The following is a 21,779-nucleotide window of genomic DNA, read 5'->3' as shown; positions in this document are numbered from 1 at the left end:
GGAGTCATGCCCCATGAACATTGCGCTGGACCGTTTCTGCATTAACCGCAAGATCGCGCCGAATCTCGATCTGGACCGTTTTTTCCGCCTGGTGAAACGCTGCGGGCTCAGCAAGGTTGAGCTGCGCAACGACATGCCCGGCGGCAAGGTGACCGACGATCTGAGCGACGCGCAGCTCAACGCGCTCGCCGCGCAATACGGCATCGAGATCGTCACGATCAACGCCCTCGGCAGGTTCAATCTGATGGATGACACGGCGGCGCTGCAGCAGCGCACCGAAGCGATGCTGGCGCAGGCGCAGGCCATCCGCAGCCGGGCGCTGGTGCTGTGCCCGCACTGCAGCGCCGACGACACGCGCAGCGAGCAGCAAAAACGCGACGACACCCTCGCGGCGTTGCGTCTGCTGGCGCCGCTGTTTGCCCGCTATGGCGTGCAGGGATACGTCGAACCGCTGGGCTTCGGCATCAGCTCGCTGCGATCGTCGCTGTTGACCCAGGCGATCATCCGCGACTCGGGCGCGCCGTACCGCATTGTGCTCGATACGTTCCACCACTATCTGAGCGGCGTGACGCAGGCCGACTTCGACGCGCAGATCCAGGTGGGGCAGATCGGCCTGGTGCATCTGTCCGGCGTGGAGGACGGGCGGGATAAAAGCGCGCTGAGCGACGAAGAGCGCATCATGCTGAGCGCGTGCGATCGGCTGGAGAGCCGCCACCAGGTGCAGAACCTGGAACGCTTGGGCTACACCGGCGTCTATGCCTTCGAACCCTTCTCTTCACAGCTGGACGGCTGGAGCGAGGCGGATATCGAACGGGAAATCCGCCAGAGCATCGCCCTGCTGCAAGGGTAAAAAAACGGCCTCCGCGGAGGCCGTTTTTCATGGCGTTACTTCAGGTTGCCGACCACCAACTGGTGGCGCGCATTGTAAAACTTACGGTAAGCCAGATAGCAGGCGATGATGGTCGACAGGCTGGCGGTGGAAAGCAGCATAAAGGTCACCATAATCTGGTATTTGATCGCTTTCACCGGGTCGATGCCGGCAAAGATCAGCCCGGACATCATGCCCGGCAGGCTGACCAGCCCAACGGTTTTCGCCGAGTCCACGGTCGGGATCAGCGAAGCGCGGATGCTGTCGCGGATCAGCGCCGCCGAGGCGAACTTGGGCGTCGCCCCCAGGCTGAGCATCTCCTGAATCTTCTGCTGCTCGCCTTTGAAACGCTGGCCGAGGTTGGTGTAACACAGCCCCACCGCCACCATGGCGTTACCGGCGATCATCCCGGAGATGGGGATCACCTGCATCGGCGTAAATTCGATGGAGCCGGTCAATACCAGCACCGCCAGCGTCAGCACCGCGCCGGTGGTGATGGCGATAAACGACGTCACGAACGCGTGTTCGACGTACTTGCTGCGTTTCTTGGCGTTGTAGGCCGCGTTAAAGCAGATGAACAGCACCATCAACACGGTGAGAACGGCGTTATCCAGGTCGAAAATATACTTCAGCACGTAGCCGACGATGATCAGCTGCACCACCGCGCGGCAGATGCTCCAGATAATGTCCTTTTCCAGCGCCAGCTTTTCCCGGTGGCTGATCAGGATGGCGACCACCACCAGCACCATCGACAAGCCCAAGGATTCGTTGGTGATGTTATGCTGATTCATGCTGTTGCTCCTGTTGCTCGGCGCCGTGCGCGCGCAGGGTGATCACTTCGTCCGCATGCGCTATCTCTTCGGTATCGTGCGTCACCCACAGCACCGCCAGCCGGTGTTCTGCCACCAGCTGATGCACTATCTCATTGACGTTGCGTTTGTTTTCCTCGTCCAGCGCACTGGTGATCTCATCGAGCAACAGCACCCGGGGCATAAACTGCAGGTTGCGGATCAGGGACACCCGCTGCTTCTCCCCGCCGGACAGTTCATTGATGCTTTTGGTCAGCATCGCCTCCGGCAGCCCGAAACGCGCCAGATCGGCCTTCATTTTCCGCTCGGCCGGCGGTTCCTGGCGGATCTGGTAGGGCAGCGCCAGATTGTCGTAAACCGTATTGCCGAACAGTGACGGCGTCTGGAAGCAGTAAGAGACCTGCTTGCGATACGCCTCCGGCGACATCTCGTCGATCGCCTGGCCGTCGAAATAGAGCTTTCCGCTGGTCGGATCCATTAAGGAAGAGATGATTTTCAGCAGGGTGCTTTTCCCACATCCGGAAGGTCCGGTGATCAGTTTGAACTCGCCTTCACCCAGCGTGAAAGAGACGGAATCCAGGATCACCTGGCTGTCTATTTGATAATGAATATCATCCAATCTCAGTATGTCTTTCTTTTCCTTCATTACGATGCCGGCTCCCTATATCTGTTCCCGTCTGAGCGATAAGTATATGGCCGCCAAAAACATCTTAGCAATGGCTGTGCGGATGGCAGCGAACGAAGGGGAAGGATTGACGGAGCGAAACGCCCCGCCAAATGATAAATTTAATTAATGATTAGCTGTAGGAATAGTCAAAAGCGACCGCCAGGGTCGAATCACTCTTTTTTTATCGCTGCCTGTTCGTCGCAGCTGTACCAGCGGAGAGAATTGTTGATGCTGCGGTGGGTGCAGTGAACCTTACCCTCCTTTTCCAGCGCCAGCAGCAGGGTGCGGGTGGTATAAATATTTTCGCCGCATTTATCCGCCAGCTCGCGCGTCTTCGGCCAGTGCTCCGGCGGGGGATGATGGCCCCCAGATCCTTCCACACGCTCCCTGCACAATCCTTGCAACACATTCAGCATCAGCGATTTTCTGCTTTCAAACGTTTTCGGCGCCTTGGCCATAGCATTCCTCCTGAGTGGTTACTACTGAGCACCCCGCTCACGGCTGCACGTCAGCGATGCGCAGGGTGTAAATCATGGTGGCATTCGGGGGGATCGCCGGCGGGCTGCCCTGTTTGCCGTACGCCAGCGCCGGCGGCACCACCAGCGTGATCGCACCGTGGCGCTGCAGCTTCTCGATAGCCGCGCGAAACAGCGGTGGGTAGCGCGTCAACGGCTGCGAGATCACCGTCCCCGCCAGCTCCATGTCTTTGACTACCCGGCCGTCGGTCAGGCTTTCGCGCACCACGATATCCACCCGATCGTCGGCGCCGATCGCCCCGCTGCCGGCATAGTCCACCCGGTAATAGAAACCGAGCGCATCCTGCTTGACCCCCTCCTGGCGGACGAAATTGGCCAGGTAGGCGTTGTCATCCCGAGGCGGCGCCTGCGTCTGTTGCTCCTGCTGCAACCGCTGCTGCGCCGTGTGCAGCGCGCCGTCGATGGCGGCTTCATCGAGCCGCAACCGCCCGGCCAGGGTATCGGCGATGCCTGCCAGCAACAGCCGGCGATCCGCTTCCAGACCCGCGCGCCGGTTCTCCTGCTGCAGATGCAGAATGTCGCGTCCGAGCGATACGCCGGCGGCATACGCCTGCTTGTCCGCCTCGCTGGCCAGCGCAGGCGGCTCAGCCGCCTGCTGCCGTTCGGCCAGCAAGGTCTCCACCCGCCGCTGCTGCTGCGCCAGCTGCGCCGCCAAACTTGCGCTGCGCTGTTCGGCCCGCGTTAACGAAGCGGCCAGCACGCTCACTTCAGGCACCGGCGCAACGGCATGCCGCAACCCCTTCAGGGCATCGGCCAGCGGCCGAATATCGACGACGGCCGGTTCCCGTTTCGGCGCCGCCGCGGCCTGAGCCGCCGCCAACTGCCGCTCCAGCTGACGGATTTTCTCCGCCTGCTGTTGCACAGAGTGCTTCAGAGAAGTTAAACGAGCGCCGTCTGCCCCCGCGACGGCGGCCGGTTTGGCGGCCGGTGCGGGCGCCGGTTTACGCGCGGTTTCCTCCTTGAGCGCGGCCGGCGGAGCCTGCCGCTGTTCGGCAAACTTCAACAGGGCGGGAATGCCGTCGTCAGCGGCGCAAGCGGCCCCGCTCGCCGCCAACAGCAAAAGCCCCATCGCCCATCCTTGCGCGCCTCGCTTCATGGCTACAGATTCTCAACCCGGCTGGACAGATCGGACATCAGCTCATGCTCGACGTCGGCGCAGAATTTCTCGGTTTTATATTGATAAAGAGCATCAATCGCTTTACGGGTACTCTCATCCACGTTGCCGCGCACCCCGGCATATCCCGAAGCGTTGGAAAGCAGGCCATTAAAATAGGCGATGCGTTTTTGGTAACTTTGCGGATTAATATTCTTTAATGAATTAACCCGCTGCTGACAAAGCGCGATGCGTTGCTCATCGGATTTATCATTAGGATTATTCTGTGAGATTTTTTTCACGGAATTCAGTTTTGTCTTGCTCCCGCCCGCACAGCCAGAAAGCGCCATAAAAGACAGCAGAAATAGGGTCAAACCCACCCAACGGCGCCCGCCGCAAGCATTAATCATCGTTATCATTCCGTTTATAATCCTTTAATTGTCACTTAGGTCATCATTATGTGGCGAACGGCAGCAGCACATGCCTTAATTTGATTAATCAATATGGGTTAGGTAGCGAAAAATCCCTATCACGCAATGCGATAGAATAATTCACTACCGGTGCAATTGTTATTTAATTGTTAACCAATTAGGTCTAAACGCTGGCTAAACGCGAATAAGAAACCCCATTCCCTCATGAACAAACAACCATGAAATAACAATAAAAACAATAAAAACAATAAATTATGTTTTATATTTTGTTTCTAAAGGGAAATGCATCATCTGCTGCCTCAGAGCGATATTAGCAAAACAATATTGTGAATTGTAGGTGCCACCCTATTTCCCCCGATCTAATATCTCGCATATCGTTATTTATATAGTGATTTATACTGGATAATATTTGTATACGATCTATTGATTTTAAAGCAAATATATTTCTTTTTCCTTTTGGTTTTATATTCTGAATTTGACTTAATTTAATAAAATCTATTTCCAAGCAATACTATTATTTGCAAGAATATTCCCAGCAAAACGCCACACGTAAAAACCGTATTTTATTTACCAGAAAATCCATTATCGATTTTCCAAATCTCGTTATTTCTCATAAATAACGGATGTCGGCGTATTGCCCAGAGCAAAAGGATCTGGCTCCAACCGCACGGACGGCGACATGGCGTTGCCACCGCCGCGGGGGATTTAGATGTGCTGTTCTTTTTATTTAAAAACTCTCTACAGGAACCTGAGAAATGAAACTGAATAAATTAATGCTGGCAACCATGATTGCTTTCGCTTCCGCATCTGTTGCTCATGCCGCATCTAATCAGGGCAGCGGTAAAGTCACCTTTACCGGCGAAATTATCGATGCGCCATGCAGCGTCGCGCCGGAATCCGTTGACCAAACCGTGCCGATGGGCCAGATCAGCAGCCGCATCCTGGCCAACCAGGGTAAATCCAGCATGCAGCCTTTCAACATCGAACTGAAAGATTGCTCCATCTCCACCATGAAAAACGTCAAAGTGACCTTTACCGGCACGCCTGATCCGGTTAACAACAAACTGCTGGCCCTGAGCGGCACGGCAACCGGCGCCGGCATCGTGATCTACGACAACCTGCACTCCAAAGAGGTGGAGCTGGGCACCGCGACCGACGGTCAGGGCCTGAACGACGGCGACAACTCGCTGAAATTCGCCGCTTACCTGCAGGGCAGCAGCGCCTCCGCCGCCGTGGTTCCGGGCGACTTCACCAGCGTGGCCAACTTCACCCTGGCTTACCTGTAATACCCCACAGGGGATGTCTCAGGGCATCCCCCGCTTGATTGCATGCCGAGGATACCGGCAAGGGAACAGGGCAAGACAGGGAGACGCCAGCATGACTATCCGCCTTTGCGGCCTGTTGCTCATCGCGCTCAGCGTCGGCAGCGCGGCGGCGGCAGTGAAAAATCAGGGCCACGGCAAAGTCAGCCTGGGCGGCACCATCGTTGAAACGCCGTGCGGCATCGCCAGCGAAAGCCTGGATCAAACCGTCGATTTCGGTCTGATCTCCATGACCGACGCCTCGCAGGATGGGCAGTCGGTGCTGATCGGCAGCCGCCGTCATTTCACGATCAAACTGGTGAACTGCGAGCTGGCCAGCCAGGTGAAGCCTGACTTCATCTATCGCGCGGCCAACGTCACCTTCGACGGCACCGCCGACAGCCGGGATCCTTCCCTGCTCGGCGTTTACGGCGAGGCGCAGGGCGTGGCTATCGAGCTGTTGAACGATGCCGGCACGCCGATCCCGCTCGGCAGCACGACGGCGGATTACCAGATCGTCGCCGGCGACAACACGCTGCGCTTTGGCGCGCAGTTGCGCCTGCATCCCGACAAGGCGCGGGCGGGCGGCTTCAGTTCTCTGGCCAAATTCACCCTGTCTTATCTCTAGCGCCGGCGGGCGCTGCACAGCATTACGTATTCAGGTCGTACGGATGACCTGCTATTGGGCGCGGACTTGCCATGAGTGATTATACTATGACGTCATTACTGACACGGAAACACCTACCTCTCCTCGTCATTCTATCTTTCCTCTGGGTGCGTCCGGCATTTTCCGCCACGGAATTCAATACCGACGTCCTGGATATCGGCGAGCGCAGCAAAGTGGATCTTTCGCGCTTCTCCGACGCCGACTACGTCATGCCCGGCGCTTATTTGCTGGACATCAAGATCAACCAGAAAACGCTGCCCCAGCGCAGCATTCAGTATTTCCCGTCGCCGGATAACAAGAGCGGCAGCCAGGTGTGCCTGCCGCCTGATCTGGTGGAAAAAATGGCGCTGAAAGAAGAAGCGGCCAAAAAAGTCACCCTGTGGCACGACAACCAGTGCGCCGACATTCGCGGCATCAAAGGCGCGACCATCTCCGATCGCATCGGCGGCGGCGTGCTGGCGATCACCATCCCGCAGGCGTGGATGAAATACTCCGATCCCGACTGGACGCCGCCCGAGCAGTGGGACGACGGCATTCCCGGCCTGCTGCTGGATTACAACGTCAGCGGTCAGCTAGGCAAACAGAGCCACAACAACAACACCGCCCAGAACCTGAGCAGCTACGGCACGCTGGGCGCCAACCTGGGCCCTTGGCGCCTGCGCGCGGACTACCAGGCCAATTACAATCAGCAGGCCGGCGATCGCAGCACCGGTTTCGACTGGAACCAGATCTACGCCTACCGCGCGCTGCCGATGCAGGCCGCCAAGCTGACGCTGGGCGAGATCTATCTCGACTCCGGGGTGTTCGACGCCTATCGCTTCACCGGCCTCAACCTGGCCAGCGACGAGCGTATGCTGCCGCCTAACCTGCAGGGCTACGCGCCGGAAGTGCGCGGCATCGCCAAGAGCAACGCCAAGATCACCGTTTCGCAGGAAGGCCGCACGCTGTACGAAACCACCGTGCCCGCCGGGCCGTTCGCCATACAGGATCTCAACAGCTCGGTGCGCGGCAAGCTGGACGTCAAGGTGGAAGAGCAGGACGGCACCGTCTCGACCTTCCAGGTGGATACCGCCACCATTCCGTACCTGACCCGCCCGGGCTACGTGCGCTACAACGTGGCGCTCGGCAAAACCTCGGCCTACGACCACCGCACCCAGGGCCCGCTGTTTTCCGCCAGCGACTTCTCCTGGGGGCTGAGCAACGCCTGGTCGCTGTATGGCGGGGCGCTGCTCGGCGGCGACTATAACGCCTGGGCACTCGGCCTCGGCCGCGATCTGAACGTGTTCGGCGCCATGTCCCTGGACGTCACCCAGTCGATCGCCCGTCTGCCCGGCGAGCCGACCGCCAGCGGCATGTCGTTCAAGCTCAACTACGCCAAACGCTTCGACGAGCTGAACAGCCAGATCACCTTCGCCGGCTACCGCTTCTCGCAACGCAAATTCATGAACATGTCGCAGTATCTGCAGGAGCGCTACGGCGATTACGACAAGAATTACAACGGCCGCCAGAAAGAGCTGTATACCATCACCGCCAGTAAAACCTTTATGGCGGAAGACAGCGCCAGGGCGATCACCACCTATCTGACTTACTCGCACCAGACCTATTGGGACGCGCGAACCCAGGATCGTTACGGGCTGTCGACCAGCAAGTTGTTCAGCATCGGCGATATCAGCAACATCACCGCCTCGCTGTCGGCTTACCGCACCTATTACCAGGGCCGCACCGACGACAGCGTGATGCTCAACTTCACCGTACCGATCGGCGATCGTCGGCGCGTCGGCTATGCGCTGCAAACCAACAACGGCGACGTCACGCAGACCGCGTCGTACAACGACTACAGCGATCCGGACAATACCTGGCAGGTCAGCGGCGGCTTTAACCAGTCCGGCAAATCGCTGGCGCGCGGGTACTACACCCACAACGCCTCGTTCGGCTCGCTGAACGCCAGCGCCTCTTACCAACAGGACAGCTACTCGTCGATCGGCGGCTCGTTCCGCGGCGGTCTCACTGCGACCCGGCACGGCATCGCGGCGCATCAGAACTCAAGCAACGGCGGCAGCCGAATGATGCTCGACACCGACGGCATCGCCGGCGTGCCGATCAATAACGGCCGCGCCTACAGCAACCGTTTCGGGCTGGCGGTGATTTCCGACATCACCAGCTACTACAACACCGACACCCGTATCGACGTCAACAAGCTGGCGGACGACGTCGAGGCCACTCGCGCCGTGGTGCAAGGCACGCTGACCGAAGGCGCCATCGGCTACCGCCACTTCGAGGTGGTGAAAGGCAGCAAGCTGCTGGCCACCATTCGCCTCGCGGACGGCAGCGAACCGCCGTTCGGCGCCGCGGTGCTGAGCGAGAAAGGCCGCGAGGTCGCGGTGGTCAACGACGGCGGCTCGGTCTATCTGACCGGCGTACAGCCGGAGGAAAAACTGGATGTCGCCTGGGAAGGCCAACGCCGCTGCCGCATCGTGATCCCGGGCGCCGCCAAGCCGCTGGACCAGCTGCTGCTGCCGTGCGCCACCCTGTAATCCGTAACGCTGAGAAATAATGACATGAACAAACACCCGATAACGCTACTGACCGCCGCCGGCCTGGCCCTGAGCGCCGTACTGCCCACCGCCGACGCGGCGATATCGCTGGATCGCACGCGCGCCGTTTATGTGAGCGACGCCAAATCGATCAGCCTGAATATCGTCAACGAAAACAAAGAGCTGCCTTTCCTGGCGCAGTCCTGGCTGGAGAACGAACAGCATCAGAAAATCACCTCACCGCTGGTGGTGCTGCCGCCGTTGCAGCGCGTGGAGCCGAGCGAGCGCAGCGTGGTGCGCATCACCAAGACGCCGGAAGCGGATCGCCTGCCGCAGGATCGCGAGTCGGTGTTCTACTTCAACCTGCGCGAGATCCCGCCGAAAAGCACCAAAACCAACGTGATGCAGCTGGCGCTGCAGACGCAGATCAAGCTGTTCTACCGGCCGAAGGCGATTGTCGCGCCCAAGGGTGAAGTGTGGCAGGAAAAGCTGGTGTTCCGTAAAAGCGGCGGCGCCATCACCGTCGACAACCCGACCCCGTTTTACATCACCCTGACCGGCATGACGCGGCAGACGCAAAAACAGGGCGGCGGCGCGATCGGCGGTTTTCAGCCGCTGATGCTGAAGCCGAAATCCAGCGAAAGCCTCAAGCTGCACGACACCGGCATGAACAGTTTCGTCATCACCTACATCAACGACTACGGCGGCCACCCCGAGCTGCGCTTCGCCTGCAACGGCAGCGCTTGCACCGCCGTGCCCGAGAAAAAATAAGGAGGTCCAGCATGGCTGAATTCACCGATCGACTGCGCCCTCTGCTGCTCGGCGCACTGCTGTGCGGCGGCGGCGCGCTGGCGGCAACGCCGCTGGGCGTGATCGAAGGCACCACCGGCACCGTCAGCTTTCACGGCGGTCTGCTCAGCTCTCCCTGCAGCCTGACGCCGGACAGCCGGGATCAGTCCGTCGATCTGGGCGACGTCAGTGCACGCGACTTCCGCAACGCCGGCGATCGCAGTGCGCCGGTGCGTTTTCGTCTCTCGTTCCGCAATTGCCTGCTGGGCGCGCGCGCGCTGGCGGATAACCCGGCCGGCCCACGCAACGGCGATGCCGGCCGCCTCTATCTGCAGGGTGAGCAGGCCGCCACGCTGGTGTTTCTCGGCGAAAGCGACGTCGACAACCCGTCGCTGCTGAAGCTGAACGGCGGCGTACAGGGCATCGGCCTGCGGCTGCAAGACCAGCAGGGCCAGGCGCTGGAGCTGAATCAGCGCAGCCGCCCCTACATTCTGCAGCCCGGCAGCAACACCCTGTGGTTCAGCGCCAGCGTGGAATCCACCCAGCGGGCGGTGATGGCGGCCGGGTTCGCCGCCGTGGCGCACATTCAGGTGATTTACCTGTGAGGTTCGAGAACGCGATGAAAACTCAACTGACCAAACTCTGCCTGCCGCTGGCGATCGCGCTGGCGGCCCCCGCCGCCTGGGCCAACGGCTACGTCACGCCGGATGGCGGGCCGAAACAGTTCTATATCGATCTGAATCAAAGCAACATCACCAACCAGGTGGGGTTTACCAAAGTGTTCCCTTATTCGTTAGGTGGCCAATATACCGGTAAGGCCTACTGCGATACGCCGATCCCCAGAAGCCCGCACTTTTACAAGTCGGATTCGGCGTTGCCCCCCTCCGACTACGGCAACGGCTATTTAAAACTGAATGACTTTCTGGATTTAAAAGCCGAGGTGTGGATCGCCGGTAACAAGAAGGCCTATGTCACGGTGCCTTTTTACAACGAATCCAACGAGTATCCCAATCACAGCTGTTCGCCGCCCTATGTGCAGGTAAACAACTACGAAAGCGGCTCCAAAGGCCGCATCACCTTCCGGGTGCGCAAAAAAATCATTAACGGCGTTGAGATTAACGATCGGCAGATCATCGAGATGTACGGCCGCCTCGGCTCGACCGACGGCGGTTTCGGCCCCAACCCGATGGCGCAGGTGTTTATCCAATCCGCAATCCTCTACGTGCCCGATAAATGCGTGGTGAACGAAGGCCAGCTGATCAACGTGGAGTTCGGCGAAATCGGCGGCAGCGATCTCAACGGCTCAAACTACCCGCAAAGCATTCCGGTGCGCTTCCAGTGCGAGGGCGGCAGCTTCGAGGACGGCACGCTGAACATCAAGCTGGCGGTGTCGGGCACGGCCGCTTCCTTCAGCAACGAGGTATTCAAAACCGACAAGAACAATCTCGGCATCAGGCTGACGCACAACGGCCAGTTGGTTATCCCGAATGAGTTTTACCCGGTGCCGAACATCGGCAACGGCGGCTCCTGGAACCTGGTGGCGGCGCCGTTCGCCAACGGCGGCGCAGAGATCGGCGAAGGGGAATTCAACGCATCGGCCACCATCGTGGCGGCATTCCAGTAACCGAGGGAGGAACGGAAAATGCGTCTACGCGCTTTAGCGCTGCTGAGCTGCGCGCCCTGGTGGTTTGCCGCCATGCCGGCGGCGGCGAACACCGAGCTTATCGGCGCGCCGGTGCAGTTCCACGGCACCGTGGTGAGCCGCCCGTGCAATATCGAACCGCAGTCCGCCGATCAGCTGGTGGATATGGGGACGGTGATCGTCAAAACCCTGTACCGCTACGGCCATACCACGCCGGTGCCGTTCAGCATCAAGCTGACCGACTGCAAGACCACGGTGTTCAAATCCGTCAGCGTGACCTTCAGCGGCGCCGAAGACGGAGAGCTGCCGGGCAAGCTGGCGATCAACAACGGCGCGAACGGCGCCGCCATCGCCCTGTTCGATCATCAGGGTGCGGACATCTCTCTGAATAAGGCCACCAGCGCCGTCGCGTTGCAAAACGGCCCCAACAACCTGAACTTCACCGCCTACGTACAAGGGCGGCCGAGCGCGATTCAGAACCAAAGCATTACCGAAGGCGAATTCACGTCCGTCGCCAATTTTGTGCTGGCGTACCAATAAGCCCCGCACCGTCCCAGGGAAATCAGGAAAACGCCCGGCGCGCTATCGCCGGCAATGGGCCGTCACCGTTCGCTCCGGCGCGGCCTTTTAAGGAGGCACCCATGCCAGATATTCGCTTCACGCTGTTCGACAGCGATAACTTCTACCAGCAGGGGCTGCGTCTGCTGCTGCAGGATTATCTGCACTCCCTGAACGAATGCCAGCGCCGGTACCCGCAGTTCTCGCCGCTGGCGCTGCAGGCGTTGGATAACATCGAAATCGTGTTCCGCACGCCGGAAGAGCGCTGGGGCTGCGCCTGCTGTTACCAGAGCCCCTACGGCATCCCACGCCAGCGGCAGCTGACTCTGCTGATCCTCGACGACACGACCCAGCAACAGGTGAAAAACCTGCCGCCGCTGTTCAGCATCCATCGGCGCGATTCGGCCTACGCCATCCGCCTCAAATTGCAGATGGCGCTGGAGAAATTTATCCAGCATCCGTGGATGGCGCTGCACGCCGCCGGCATGTGGAAATGCCAGACTTGCCGCATCGCCGCGCTCAGCCACTGCGAAAAAAAGGTGTTGGGGTTGATGAGCAGCGGCATGTCCGCCTGCAGCATCGCCGGCCTGCTGCAGCGCAGCCAGAAAACCATCAGCGCCCATAAACGCTCGGCGATGCGCAAGCTGAACGTGCGAAAAAACAGCGAGCTGAATAAGGTGCTGCTGAATCAGCGCGGGCTGAGTTGACTGACAACGGACTCGCGAGTGCCGAAAGAGTGGTTTACTCTGAATACTCATTTTCGCACTGCAAAGCGAGCCGGAATCCATGCCCAGAACAGCCAAAGTCGTTGACGTTCCCGCCCTCGGCGAGCTCGATCGCCAGGCGGGTCAGCTTAGCCACCAGCTGGCGCAGGCTCTGCGTCAGGCCATCCACCGCGGCGATCTGAAAGCGGGCGATCTGCTGCCCTCGACGCGCCGGCTGTCGGCGGCGCTGGATCTGGCGCGCGGCACGGTGTTGGAAGCCTTTGCTCAGCTGACGGCGGAAGGCTTTCTCGAACCGCAGCCCGGCTCCGGCACCCGGGTCGCCCACTATCAGGCGCCGCGCCGCACGCTGCACGCCACGGCGCAGGCGAGTTCGGCGGTAGCGGTTCCGCTTTCTTCACAGGCGCAGCATCTGGCGCGCTTTGCCACGCAGGCGCGGGCGCTGCCGCCGGTGCCGTTCACTGTGTCAGTGCCAATCGGCGATACCGCGCCCGACGATATCTGGCGGCGGCTCGGCAACCGCATCCGCGCCCGCGGCCCCGGCGCGCCGTCGGGCTACGGCGATCCGCTGGGCGCACTGCCGCTGCGCGAAGCCATCTGCGACTATGTGCGCCGTTCCCGCTCGGTAAACTGTACGCCGCAGCAAATCCTCATCACCTCCGGCACCCAACAGGGACTGTATCTGGCCGCGCAGATCCTGTTGGATGCCGGCGACAGCGCCTGGGTCGAAGATCCTGCCTACGCCGGCATTACCGCCCTTTTTAACAGCCTGTTTCGCGATCGGCACATGATTAGGGTGCCCGTCGCCGACGACGGCATCGACGTCGCCGCCGGCGTGCGCCTGGCCGCCAATGCCCGCGCCGCCTTTGTCACGCCGTCGCATCAGTATCCGCTGGGCATGCCGATGAGCATGGCGAAAAGAAGCGCCCTGCTGGCCTGGGCCAGAGAGCGGCAAGCCTGGATCGTGGAAGACGATTACGACAGCGAGATGCGCTACGCCGGCCACCCGTTCCCTTCGCTGCAGGGGCTGGCACCCGAGCGGACGCTTTATCTCGGCACCTTCAGCAAGGTGCTGTTCCCTTCGCTGCGGCTGGGTTACGCCGTCGTGCCGCCGCCGCTGGTCGACGCCTTTTGCGGCGCCAGGATCCTGATGGATCGCCATCCACCCAGCGCGGATCAATACGTGCTGGCCGCCTTTATCGCCGAAGGGTATCTCGACCGGCATATCCGCAAAATGCGCGGCGTCTACGCCGAGAAGCGTCGGGTGCTGATCGAGGCGATCAACGCGTACATCCCGGCCGAGCTGGCGGTGGTGCAGCCCTGCGATCAGGGCATGCACATGGTGCTGTGGTTGAGAAAAGATCTCGACGACGTGCGGGTCGCCCTGCAGGCCAACGAAGCCGGGTTGGCGCTGCGGGCGGTGTCGCCGATGTATGCGCCCGGCCAGGGTGAGCCGGGCCTGGTGCTGGGATTGGGCGGTTACGCCGACCGCCAGGTGCAACAGGCGGTGGAACGGCTCGGACAGGTGATCCTGGCCTGCGCCGGCAGCGGCGCCTAGCGGGAAAAACGTTTGGCGCCGAACACGCAAACCACCACGCCGGCCATCACGGCGATCATCATCGGCTGGACGGTCTCATGCAGCAGCCAGCCCGCCAGCGCCAAGCCGAAGAACGGCTGCAGCAGCTGCAACTGCCCGACGGCGGCGATGCCGCCCTGCGCCAGGCCGCGATACCAGAAAATAAACCCAATCCACATGCTGAACACCGAGACGTAAACCAGCGACAGCCAGGCAGCGCCGCTGACCACGGGCCAGGCGGCCGGTGCCACCAGCCAGGTGGCCGCCAGCGTCAACGGCAAGGCGACCACCAGCGCCCAGGAGATCACCTGCCAGCCGCCGATCCGGCGCGACAGCACCGCCCCTTCGGCATAACCCAAGCCGCACAGCAACACCGCCCCGACCATCAGCGCATCCCCTTGCCAGGCGCCGCCGCTCCCCTGGCTCAACGCGAAAGCGCCCACCAGCACGGCGCCGACGCCTGAAAAAGCCCAAAAAGCGGGCTTGGGCCGCTCTCCGCCGCGCAAAACGCCAAAACCGGCGGTCGCCAGCGGCAGCAGGCCGATATACACCAGCGAATGCGCCGACGTGGTGTGCTGCAGCGCCAGCGCCGTCAGCAGCGGAAAACCGATGACTACGCCAAGCGCCACAAACAGCAGCGGCGGCAAATCGGCCCACGTCGGCCGCGCCTGTCGGGTGATCAGCAGCGCACACAGGGCCAGCAAAGCGGCGATCGCCGCCCTGACCGCCGTCAGAAACAGCGGATCGAGCTCCAGCACCGCCACCCGGGTGGCGGGCAACGAGCCGCTGAAGATCATCATGCCAAGAAAACCGTTCATCCAGCCCTGGGCCGAATGACCGGCGGCGGGATGTGCAGGGGTAACAACGAGAGTTTTTGCAGACTGACTGTCCGTCATGTGAACGCTCCGCACGCCTGAGGCATACCGAAATCGGCAACCCGCGAGGCGATGTCATAGTGAAAGAGAACATCGTTGCCCGGCGTCGCTTGCCGGGGCTGCGTTCTATTTTTCAGATAAAGCGGTTCACAGACAGGTCCAGATAGTGAAATTTTCACTGTGCCGGTTAGCAAAGCGCGCCGCTAACGCCAAAGAAGGGCGTTTTTCGGGCTGTCCTTGGCCGTTTGGCGGCCCTGCCTGCGGGGTATCATGGACTTTTATGCGTTTTTGTAGAACAGGACAAGGTGCGGCGCCGTGGTGAAACCCTTCTTACGCAGTGGCAGTTTGGATGATGTGCTGGCTTTAGGCGAGAACGGGCAACCGGTCTACGCCTGCGCGCAGCAGCTGCGGGAAACTCTGCGCCTTCGCCGGCAGCAGCAGGCCGCCGACTGCCTGGCGATCCCCCAGCCGAACGAAAGCGGCACCCGCATCGACTGGTATGCGCCCTTCCCCGGCAAAGTCACCTCCTGGCTGGCGGCGAGCGACGCCCAGCGCGCGCAGGCGGTACGGCACCTGGAACACTGCCTGACGACCTTCCGCAGCCTGACGGAACAGGCCCTGGCGACCGATCACCCCAGCCATCGCCTGTTCGGCGCGCTGCTGGCCAAAGCGATGCACATACCCGACCCCAACCACGTTTACCTGGTGGACGATCGACCGGTGCTGACCTTCTGGGGCTTTATCAAGCCGCAGGCGCAGAGCCCGAACGATCCGTTGGCCTGCCTGCGCCCGATCGAAGCAGAGATGAAAGTCGAAGTGGAAAAACCGGCGCCGATCGCCGCCGCTCCGCGTAAACCGGCCGTTGTCGAACCGGTAAAGCCGGCCCCGGCCGCCGAGCCCGAACCGGCGCCCGCCCCGGCAGCGCCTATCGAATCCCCTGCCGCTCGCCGGCGCCACGCTCTCTGGCTGTTGCCCGTACTGTTGCTTGGCAGTGCAGCGCTGGCCGCCTGGCTGCACCGCTCACCGCCGCCGCAACCGGCGATACCGGCTGAGGTACGGCATCCGGCGCCGCCGAAAAAAACCGCCGCGCCGTTGCCCAAGCTGCGCTTGCCGCTGGCGCACGCGACGCTGATGCCGCCGCCCCCGGCGCCGGCCATCCCGCAACCGCTGGACAAAAATGCGCTGGTGCTGCCGCCCGAGGCGGTGAAGGCCGGTTCCACCCGTTTCCTTAACGGCAAATGGCGCGCCACGGTGGCGCTGAAAGACCCGATTACCGGCAAGCGCCCCGGCCTGCAATACCGTCTGAACGGCGGCAAGGGCAGCGCTGTCATCGCCTACGGCGACGGCGTCAGCTGCCGAGTGGCGGTCGAAGCCGGGCTGATGCAGTCCGGCAATCTGGTGATCAACAGCCGCACCAAGGCGCGCTGCAGCGACGGCAGCCGCTACCAGATCCCGGAGATCGTCTGCCGCCAGGGCGAAACCGGCGCGGCAGAGTGCACCGGCCGCTACGATGCGGACACCACCTATCCCATGACGTTCAAGCGCGAGAGTAAATGATGCTGGCACCCCTTACGGACTACAAACACGGCATTACGCTGATCCAGGACAGCGGCATTCAGTTTCTGGACTTTGCCCTGACGCCGCTGCTGGACGCCGAGTTTCCCGGCAAATTCGTGCGCAAGACCGCCAGCGGCCCACTGCTGCGTCTGCAATGGGAGGCCGAGAGCGGCAAATACCAGTTGCCGGCCGTGGGCGACCAGGCTGCCGAAGTGGTGCGGCCGGAGTTCAGCTACCCGCTGCAGCAGTCGCTGCGCCTGCTGGATAAGCTCTGGCTGCCGCTGCCCTTCTTGCGCCACACCCCGGCGGGCCTGTTTTTGTCGGGCCCGGACAACTGGGCGCGCCTGCAGGTGGTGCAGCTGGATGAACCGGATCAGGACGGCAACCTGCTGCGCGTGGTGCTGGCCTTCGACACTCGCGCCGCCGCGCCCGGCCAGGAGGCGCTGGCGCCGGGCGAAAGCGATCTCGGCGCCGATCTGAGCTTCGCGCTGGCGCACCGCAACCACGAGCTGGGCGAGTTCCTCGATCTGACCTGGGTGGACGGCTGGCTGCGCGAGGCGTTCAGCCAGCGCGCCGCCGAGCGGGAACAGCGCGCCGAGGCGGAGATCAACGCCGGGCTGAAAACCTTCGAGTACCAGGCGCACTACCTCAACCTGCTGCACATGCTCGGCCACCAGCTGGCGGTGCCACAGATAAAAATGGTGGCGGCAACGCTGCAGCAACCGGCGATCGACGTCGATCTGGTGCTGGACGTCGGCAACTCGCACACCTGCGGCGTGCTGGTCGAAGACCACCCGGAAGAGAGCAACGGCCTGAAGCAAACCTACGAGCTGCAGCTGCGCTCGCTGTCTGAACCGCACCGCGTCTACAACGAGCTGTTCGAGAGCCGGGTGGAGTTCTCGCAGGCCAGCTTCGGCAAGCCGCATCTGTCGTTCCAGAGCGGGCGCGACGACGCCTTCCAGTGGCCCTCCATCACCCGCGTCGGCCGCGAAGCCGCGCAGCTGGCGCAGCGGCGAGCGGGCCATGAAGGCACCACCGGCATCTCCAGCCCGCGCCGCTACCTGTGGGACGAGGAGCGCTATGCGCCCGGCTGGCGCTTCAACGAGCGGCACGAGCCGATGGCCGCCGCCGCGCCGTTGACCACCCTGATCAACGACGAAGGCGTGCCGCTGTCCGCCCTGCCGACGGCGCAACGGCTGCCGGTGTTCGCCGCCCATTACAGCCGCAGCGCGGTGATGACGCTGATGCTGAGCGAGCTGCTGGCGCAGGCGCTGATGCAGATCAACAGCATCGCCCAGCGCAGCCGCATGCCGAACGCCGCCGCGCCGCGCCGTTTGCGCGCCATCATTCTGACGCTGCCTTCGGCGATGCCGAAACCGGAGCGCGAGATTTTCCGCCGCCGCATGCAGGAGGCGATCGGGCTGGTTTGGAAGGCCCTCGGCTGGCACCCGCAGGATGCGCCGTTCGACGGCGCGCACGCCCGCTTCCCGGCGCCGCAGGTGCAGATGGAGTGGGACGAGGCCACCTGCGGTCAGATGGTCTATCTGTACAACGAAACCCAGGTGAACTTCGCCGGTCGCACCGACGCCTTTTTCGCCGCCATGGCCCGGCCCGACCGGCCGCTGGTGCCGGGTGAGCAGGCGGGAAAAACGCTGCGCATCGCCTCCATCGACATCGGCGGGGGCACCACGGATCTGGCGATCACGCACTATTCGCTCGACGACGGCGTGGGCAACAACATCAAAATCAACCCGCGCCTGCTGTTCCGCGAGGGCTTTAAAGTCGCCGGCGACGATATCCTGCTGGACGCCATCCAGCAGTTTATCCTGCCCGCCGTGCAGCAGGCATTCGAAACCGCCGGCGTGAGCGCCGCCCCGGCGCTGATGGACAGGCTGTTCGGCAACGAAGGGCGCATGGACGGGCTTTCCACCCTGCGTCAGCAGGCCGCGCTGCAGATCTTCATGCCCGCCGGACGCGCGCTGCTCGGCGCCTATGAAGAATACGACCCGCTGGACAACCGGGCGGAAATCGCCGCCAGCCTGGGCGATCTGCTGCCGCAGCCGCCGACGCCGCAGGTGCTGGCGTTTATCAACGGCGAAGTGCAGCGCGAAGCCGACAGCAACGCCTTCGATATCCTGCACACCCCGCTGGTGATCCGCCTGGCCGATCTGCACGCCGCCTTCTTGTCCGATCGCATCGGCATCGGCCGCTGCCTGCGCCTGCTGGCCGAGGTGGTGGCGCTGTATACCTGCGACGTACTGCTGTTGACCGGCCGTCCGGCGCGTTTCCCCGGCGTGCAGGCGCTGCTGCGCCATCTGCAGCCGCTGCCCGCCAGCCGCATTCTGCCGCTTGAGGGCTACCACACCCGCAGCTGGTACCCGTTCAACAAACGCGGCCGCATCGACAACCCGAAATCCACCGCCGCGGTGGGCGCCATGCTGTGCCTGCTGGCGATCGACCTGCGGCTGGAGAGCTTTTACTTCAACGTCGGGGATTTCCAGCCCTACTCCACCATTCGTTATCTGGGCATGCTGGACGGTAACAACATGCTGGCGGACGATAACGTCTATTACCGCGACATCGATCTGGATCGCGCCGATTTCGCGCTCGATCCCGCCGGCAGCTTCCAGCTGCGCGGTCCGCTGCGCCTGGGGTTCCGCCAATTGGACAACGAACGCTGGCCGGCCTCGCCGCTCTATACGCTGACCATCAATGACGCCCAACTGGCGCGCAAGCTGGCCGGCGATGCGGTGATCGGCCTGCGGCTGGCCATCACCGCCAGCGCCGAACAGGGCGCTGAGAGCGTCAAGATCGCGCAGGCGCTGCTGGCCGACGGCAGCCCCGTCCCGGCGCACCACCTGCAACTGAAACTCAATACCCTGGCTGCCAGCGCCTCCGGCGCGACCCACTACTGGATAGACAGCGGGAGCATTTACCCACGATGAACACGCAAACCTTCGCCCCAGCGGCCCCGAATAACGCGCTCAGCGCCGGCATATTGCAGGCGATCGACTGGGTGGACGCCGCGCGCCGCCAATCCCCTCGCCTGGAGCGGGAGGCCGATCGCCTGATACAGCGTCTGCGCCGTTGCCATAACCGCGCCGCACGGTTGGAAAACACATGCCCTGCGCAGGTCGCCATCGGTTTGTATGGCCACAACGCCGCCGCCAAGGCCCATCTGCTGGCGGCGCTGGCGCCTGGCGCAAAGCGCTTCAACGCGGACCTTTCGCTCGCGGTGCGCTACTGCACGGCGGCCGAGGCGGGGCCCGCCGAGTATCCGATCGCCCTCGCCCTGCTCAATGAAGCGCAGTGGCTGGCCATCACGCTCGATGCCGCCGCGATGGGCGGCTTCCGGCTGGACTGGGACGCCCGCGCGATCGCCGGCCATCTGCAAACGCTGGCGCGCCACCGCCAAGCCATCGCCCCCGACGGCCTCAGCGACGGCGATGTGCTGGCGCTGTGGGATAGCCAACGCCGCCACGGCGACAAGGGGCAACAGACGCTGGACAGGCATTTCTGGCCGCAGGCCGTAGCGCTGGCGCCGCAGCTGAGCATCGACGATCGCGCGCGCCTGTTTGCGCCGCTGTGGGGAGAGGAACCGACGCTGACGACGCATTATCGCCAGCTGGCACACACGCTGCATGCCCTCGGTGACAGCCGGCAGGTTCATGCCCCGCGCCGCGCCTTGACGCTGCTGACCGCGAGCGCCGCACCGGAAAACACGGCAATCGTCGTGATGGCCGAACACGGCGGTGAACGGGAGATCGCGCTGAGCGATCTGGTCTGGCTGACCGCCGAAGTCACCACCGTTCTGCCGCAAACCGCGCAGGCGGGCCTGCCCGCCGACGTGGCACTGATCGACCTGCCCGGCAGCTGCGCCCGCCCGCAGGCGGAACCGACGCAGCGGCTGCAACAGGCGAAACGCGCCCATTTGCTGGCCCGCTGCGCGGACGGCCTGCACGCCAACCTGCTGCTGGTGGCCGATGCCGCCGCCACGCCGCAGGACGCCGCGCGCATCGGCCAGGCGCTCGCCGGTTGGGTCGACCACACCCAGGGGGAAACCCCGGCGCTGCGCCAGCGCCGCAAACCCGGTTTAATCTGGGCGATCACGCCATTCGACCCACGCCAGGAAGGCAAACCGCGCCCTGACGACGCCGTTCAGCGCCAGGTCGGCGAGCCCGGCGACAGCTGGGCCACACTGCTGGCGCTGGATGAGCAGGATTGCCGCCGCATGGTGAACTACCTGGCCGCACAGGCGCGCCCGGCCCACAAGCAAGCGCGCCTGCTCGAGCTGCGCGAAGAGTTGCAGCGCGAGCTGACGGAAAGCCTGCTCGGCAACTGGCTCACCGCCGCCGATCCATACGCGACCCAGCAACGCGCCCAACAGCTGCTGCGCGCGCTGCAAGCGCAGGCCGGCCGCCACGGCGAACTGCTGGAACGATTGTTGCCCCAGCGCGATACGCTGCGCCAGCTTTACCAGCAACAGCAGCACGCCGCGCCGACCCCGGCGACGCCTGCGCCGTTCGGGCTCGACATCGATCTGTTCGGCGCACCGGAAACCCCGGCGCCCGGCGAGCCCCCCACGTCACCCTTTGCCGCGCGGATATTCGCGGATTGGATCAACCATCTGCGCAGCCTGCCGGACAGCCGCCGGTTGCTGGATCTGCTCGGCATCGACAAACCGCATCTCGAACTGCTGGTTGATGCGTTGATCGGCGCCGCCTGCCGCCAGCGGCTCGATGATGAGCTGGAGCGCGTGCTGTGCGCCGGCGGCCTGCCGGAACAGGGGGAAGATCGGCAGATCAGCCAGGCGTTGGCGCTGTTGGGCGACTTCGTCGCCTGGCTCGGCTTCCAGCGGCGCGATGCGGCAACTCGCCCTGAGAGCCGCGTCAATCCCGGCCAACCGATCTTCACCCTGCCGCCGCAGCCGGCGGTGGACTGGAGCGGCCAGCAGCGGCTCACCCGGCTGGCACCGACGCCAACCAAAAATACCGCATTTTATATCTATGACTGGCTGATCGGCCTGCAGACCCTGCTGGCGGAAAATGCCGCGCAGGCGCAGCCCGCGCTGGCAGACGAGCAACGCGCCGCACTGGCGGCGATCGTCGCCGCCCTGCGCGCTGAGTCATAGCGGACGCCATCCGGGCCGGACAC

At 62.8% G+C, this 21,779-nt stretch carries 19 protein-coding genes; 13 read left to right on the top strand and 6 right to left on the bottom strand.

The features are described from left to right. Positions 1-13: 13 nt before the first annotated feature. Positions 14-850 (top strand): TIM barrel protein, encoded by an 837-nt coding sequence (locus ACJ8PN_RS22350; RefSeq protein ID WP_171454899.1) that lies wholly within the window; start codon positions 14-16, stop codon positions 848-850. A gap of 35 nt (positions 851-885) precedes the next feature. On the opposite strand, the gene fetB is transcribed toward ACJ8PN_RS22350, so the two are convergent. The 5 genes from fetB to ACJ8PN_RS22325 form a co-directional block, all read right to left on the bottom strand. Then, positions 886-1,659, bottom strand: coding sequence for an iron efflux ABC transporter permease subunit FetB (fetB, locus tag ACJ8PN_RS22345; protein ID WP_033631883.1), 774 nt, complete (start codon positions 1,657-1,659; stop codon positions 886-888). Next, on the bottom strand, positions 1,646-2,323 hold the full coding sequence (gene fetA / locus ACJ8PN_RS22340; protein WP_004930881.1) for an iron efflux ABC transporter ATP-binding subunit FetA: 678 nt from the start codon (positions 2,321-2,323) through the stop codon (positions 1,646-1,648). Before fetA ends, fetB begins: the two co-directional genes overlap by 14 nt. Before the next feature lie 191 nt (positions 2,324-2,514). Then, a complete protein-coding gene (locus tag ACJ8PN_RS22335; RefSeq protein ID WP_171454900.1) occupies positions 2,515-2,802 on the bottom strand; it encodes a FaeA/PapI family transcriptional regulator in 288 nt (95 codons plus the stop codon). Between the two features lie 37 nt (positions 2,803-2,839). Beyond that, positions 2,840-3,949, bottom strand: coding sequence for an FKBP-type peptidyl-prolyl cis-trans isomerase N-terminal domain-containing protein (locus ACJ8PN_RS22330; protein WP_351109020.1), 1,110 nt, complete (start codon positions 3,947-3,949; stop codon positions 2,840-2,842). Positions 3,950-3,978: 29 nt separating this feature from the next. Further along, positions 3,979-4,392 carry a hypothetical protein gene (locus ACJ8PN_RS22325; protein WP_033639183.1) on the bottom strand — a complete coding sequence of 138 codons (414 nt, stop codon included), beginning with the start codon at positions 4,390-4,392 and terminating at the stop codon, positions 3,979-3,981. A gap of 767 nt (positions 4,393-5,159) precedes the next feature. Between ACJ8PN_RS22325 and ACJ8PN_RS22320 the strand changes: the two genes are divergently transcribed. From ACJ8PN_RS22320 to pdxR, 9 genes are all read left to right on the top strand, one after another. After that, complete coding sequence (locus ACJ8PN_RS22320; protein WP_171454902.1) at positions 5,160-5,690, top strand: fimbrial protein; 531 nt, start codon at positions 5,160-5,162, stop codon at positions 5,688-5,690. A 91-nt stretch (positions 5,691-5,781) separates the two neighbouring features. Further along, the gene (locus ACJ8PN_RS22315; RefSeq protein ID WP_171454903.1) at positions 5,782-6,333 is read left to right on the top strand and encodes a fimbrial protein; all 552 of its coding nucleotides are present in this window, start codon (positions 5,782-5,784) and stop codon (positions 6,331-6,333) included. A gap of 71 nt (positions 6,334-6,404) precedes the next feature. Then, positions 6,405-8,906 carry a fimbria/pilus outer membrane usher protein gene (locus ACJ8PN_RS22310; protein WP_171454904.1) on the top strand — a complete coding sequence of 834 codons (2,502 nt, stop codon included), beginning with the start codon at positions 6,405-6,407 and terminating at the stop codon, positions 8,904-8,906. Positions 8,907-8,930: 24 nt separating this feature from the next. After that, positions 8,931-9,677: a fimbrial biogenesis chaperone gene (locus ACJ8PN_RS22305; protein WP_060557886.1), complete on the top strand. Its 747-nt coding sequence runs from the start codon at positions 8,931-8,933 to the stop codon at positions 9,675-9,677. Positions 9,678-9,688: 11 nt separating this feature from the next. Further along, positions 9,689-10,300: a fimbrial protein gene (locus ACJ8PN_RS22300; protein WP_004930909.1), complete on the top strand. Its 612-nt coding sequence runs from the start codon at positions 9,689-9,691 to the stop codon at positions 10,298-10,300. Positions 10,301-10,314: 14 nt separating this feature from the next. Beyond that, a complete protein-coding gene (locus ACJ8PN_RS22295) occupies positions 10,315-11,319 on the top strand; it encodes a fimbrial protein (protein ID WP_171454905.1) in 1,005 nt (334 codons plus the stop codon). Between the two features lie 18 nt (positions 11,320-11,337). Further along, positions 11,338-11,877 (top strand): fimbrial protein, encoded by a 540-nt coding sequence (locus ACJ8PN_RS22290; protein WP_004930913.1) that lies wholly within the window; start codon positions 11,338-11,340, stop codon positions 11,875-11,877. Positions 11,878-11,978: 101 nt separating this feature from the next. Beyond that, on the top strand, positions 11,979-12,602 hold the full coding sequence (locus ACJ8PN_RS22285) for a LuxR C-terminal-related transcriptional regulator (protein WP_004930915.1): 624 nt from the start codon (positions 11,979-11,981) through the stop codon (positions 12,600-12,602). A 79-nt stretch (positions 12,603-12,681) separates the two neighbouring features. Continuing rightward, complete coding sequence (pdxR, locus tag ACJ8PN_RS22280) at positions 12,682-14,175, top strand: MocR-like pyridoxine biosynthesis transcription factor PdxR (protein WP_442535229.1); 1,494 nt, start codon at positions 12,682-12,684, stop codon at positions 14,173-14,175. Here the strand turns inward: pdxR and ACJ8PN_RS22275 are convergent. Continuing rightward, on the bottom strand, positions 14,172-15,089 hold the full coding sequence (locus ACJ8PN_RS22275; protein WP_442535228.1) for a DMT family transporter: 918 nt from the start codon (positions 15,087-15,089) through the stop codon (positions 14,172-14,174). The genes pdxR and ACJ8PN_RS22275 overlap by 4 nt on opposite strands. A gap of 294 nt (positions 15,090-15,383) precedes the next feature. Here ACJ8PN_RS22275 and ACJ8PN_RS22270 point away from each other — a divergent pair, with 294 nt between their 5' ends. Genes ACJ8PN_RS22270 through ACJ8PN_RS22260 form a run of 3 tightly spaced genes read left to right on the top strand, consistent with a single transcriptional unit; the run spans position 15,384 to position 21,756 of the window. Further along, positions 15,384-16,625, top strand: a complete 1,242-nt coding sequence (locus ACJ8PN_RS22270) for an SrfA family protein (RefSeq protein ID WP_411261706.1) — start codon at positions 15,384-15,386, stop codon at positions 16,623-16,625. Next, on the top strand, positions 16,625-19,570 hold the full coding sequence (locus ACJ8PN_RS22265; protein WP_442535237.1) for a virulence factor SrfB: 2,946 nt from the start codon (positions 16,625-16,627) through the stop codon (positions 19,568-19,570). The genes ACJ8PN_RS22270 and ACJ8PN_RS22265 overlap by 1 nt, the downstream gene beginning before the upstream one ends. Next, entirely contained in the window at positions 19,567-21,756 is a 2,190-nt protein-coding gene (locus ACJ8PN_RS22260) for a virulence factor SrfC family protein (RefSeq protein ID WP_442535227.1), read from the top strand. The genes ACJ8PN_RS22265 and ACJ8PN_RS22260 overlap by 4 nt, the downstream gene beginning before the upstream one ends. The last annotated feature ends 23 nt before the right edge of the window (positions 21,757-21,779 follow it).

The sequence above is a fragment of the Serratia sp. CY76391 genome (genome assembly GCF_052166695.1).
Taxonomy (GTDB): domain Bacteria; phylum Pseudomonadota; class Gammaproteobacteria; order Enterobacterales; family Enterobacteriaceae; genus Serratia; species Serratia nematodiphila.
The sequence above is the reverse complement of the archived record's forward strand: the minus strand, read 5'-3'. Positions and strand labels throughout refer to the sequence as shown.

Bases quoted from the DNA above. Each gene is read 5' to 3' on its own strand.
- fetB (WP_033631883.1), bottom strand. From the start codon at position 1,659: ATGAATCAGCATAACATCACCAACGAATCCTTGGGCTTGTCGATGGTG.
- ACJ8PN_RS22335 (WP_171454900.1), bottom strand. From the start codon at position 2,802: ATGGCCAAGGCGCCGAAAACGTTTGAAAGCAGAAAATCGCTGATGCTG.
- ACJ8PN_RS22350 (WP_171454899.1), top strand. From the start codon at position 14: ATGAACATTGCGCTGGACCGTTTCTGCATTAACCGCAAGATCGCGCCG.
- ACJ8PN_RS22305 (WP_060557886.1), top strand. From the start codon at position 8,931: ATGAACAAACACCCGATAACGCTACTGACCGCCGCCGGCCTGGCCCTG.
- ACJ8PN_RS22330 (WP_351109020.1), bottom strand. From the start codon at position 3,949: ATGGGGCTTTTGCTGTTGGCGGCGAGCGGGGCCGCTTGCGCCGCTGAC.
- ACJ8PN_RS22295 (WP_171454905.1), top strand. From the start codon at position 10,315: ATGAAAACTCAACTGACCAAACTCTGCCTGCCGCTGGCGATCGCGCTG.
- ACJ8PN_RS22260 (WP_442535227.1), top strand. From the start codon at position 19,567: ATGAACACGCAAACCTTCGCCCCAGCGGCCCCGAATAACGCGCTCAGC.
- fetA (WP_004930881.1), bottom strand. From the start codon at position 2,323: ATGAAGGAAAAGAAAGACATACTGAGATTGGATGATATTCATTATCAA.
- ACJ8PN_RS22310 (WP_171454904.1), top strand. From the start codon at position 6,405: ATGAGTGATTATACTATGACGTCATTACTGACACGGAAACACCTACCT.
- ACJ8PN_RS22275 (WP_442535228.1), bottom strand. From the start codon at position 15,089: ATGACGGACAGTCAGTCTGCAAAAACTCTCGTTGTTACCCCTGCACAT.
- ACJ8PN_RS22300 (WP_004930909.1), top strand. From the start codon at position 9,689: ATGGCTGAATTCACCGATCGACTGCGCCCTCTGCTGCTCGGCGCACTG.
- pdxR (WP_442535229.1), top strand. From the start codon at position 12,682: ATGCCCAGAACAGCCAAAGTCGTTGACGTTCCCGCCCTCGGCGAGCTC.
- ACJ8PN_RS22290 (WP_004930913.1), top strand. From the start codon at position 11,338: ATGCGTCTACGCGCTTTAGCGCTGCTGAGCTGCGCGCCCTGGTGGTTT.
- ACJ8PN_RS22285 (WP_004930915.1), top strand. From the start codon at position 11,979: ATGCCAGATATTCGCTTCACGCTGTTCGACAGCGATAACTTCTACCAG.
- ACJ8PN_RS22315 (WP_171454903.1), top strand. From the start codon at position 5,782: ATGACTATCCGCCTTTGCGGCCTGTTGCTCATCGCGCTCAGCGTCGGC.
- ACJ8PN_RS22320 (WP_171454902.1), top strand. From the start codon at position 5,160: ATGAAACTGAATAAATTAATGCTGGCAACCATGATTGCTTTCGCTTCC.
- ACJ8PN_RS22325 (WP_033639183.1), bottom strand. From the start codon at position 4,392: ATGATAACGATGATTAATGCTTGCGGCGGGCGCCGTTGGGTGGGTTTG.
- ACJ8PN_RS22265 (WP_442535237.1), top strand. From the start codon at position 16,625: ATGCTGGCACCCCTTACGGACTACAAACACGGCATTACGCTGATCCAG.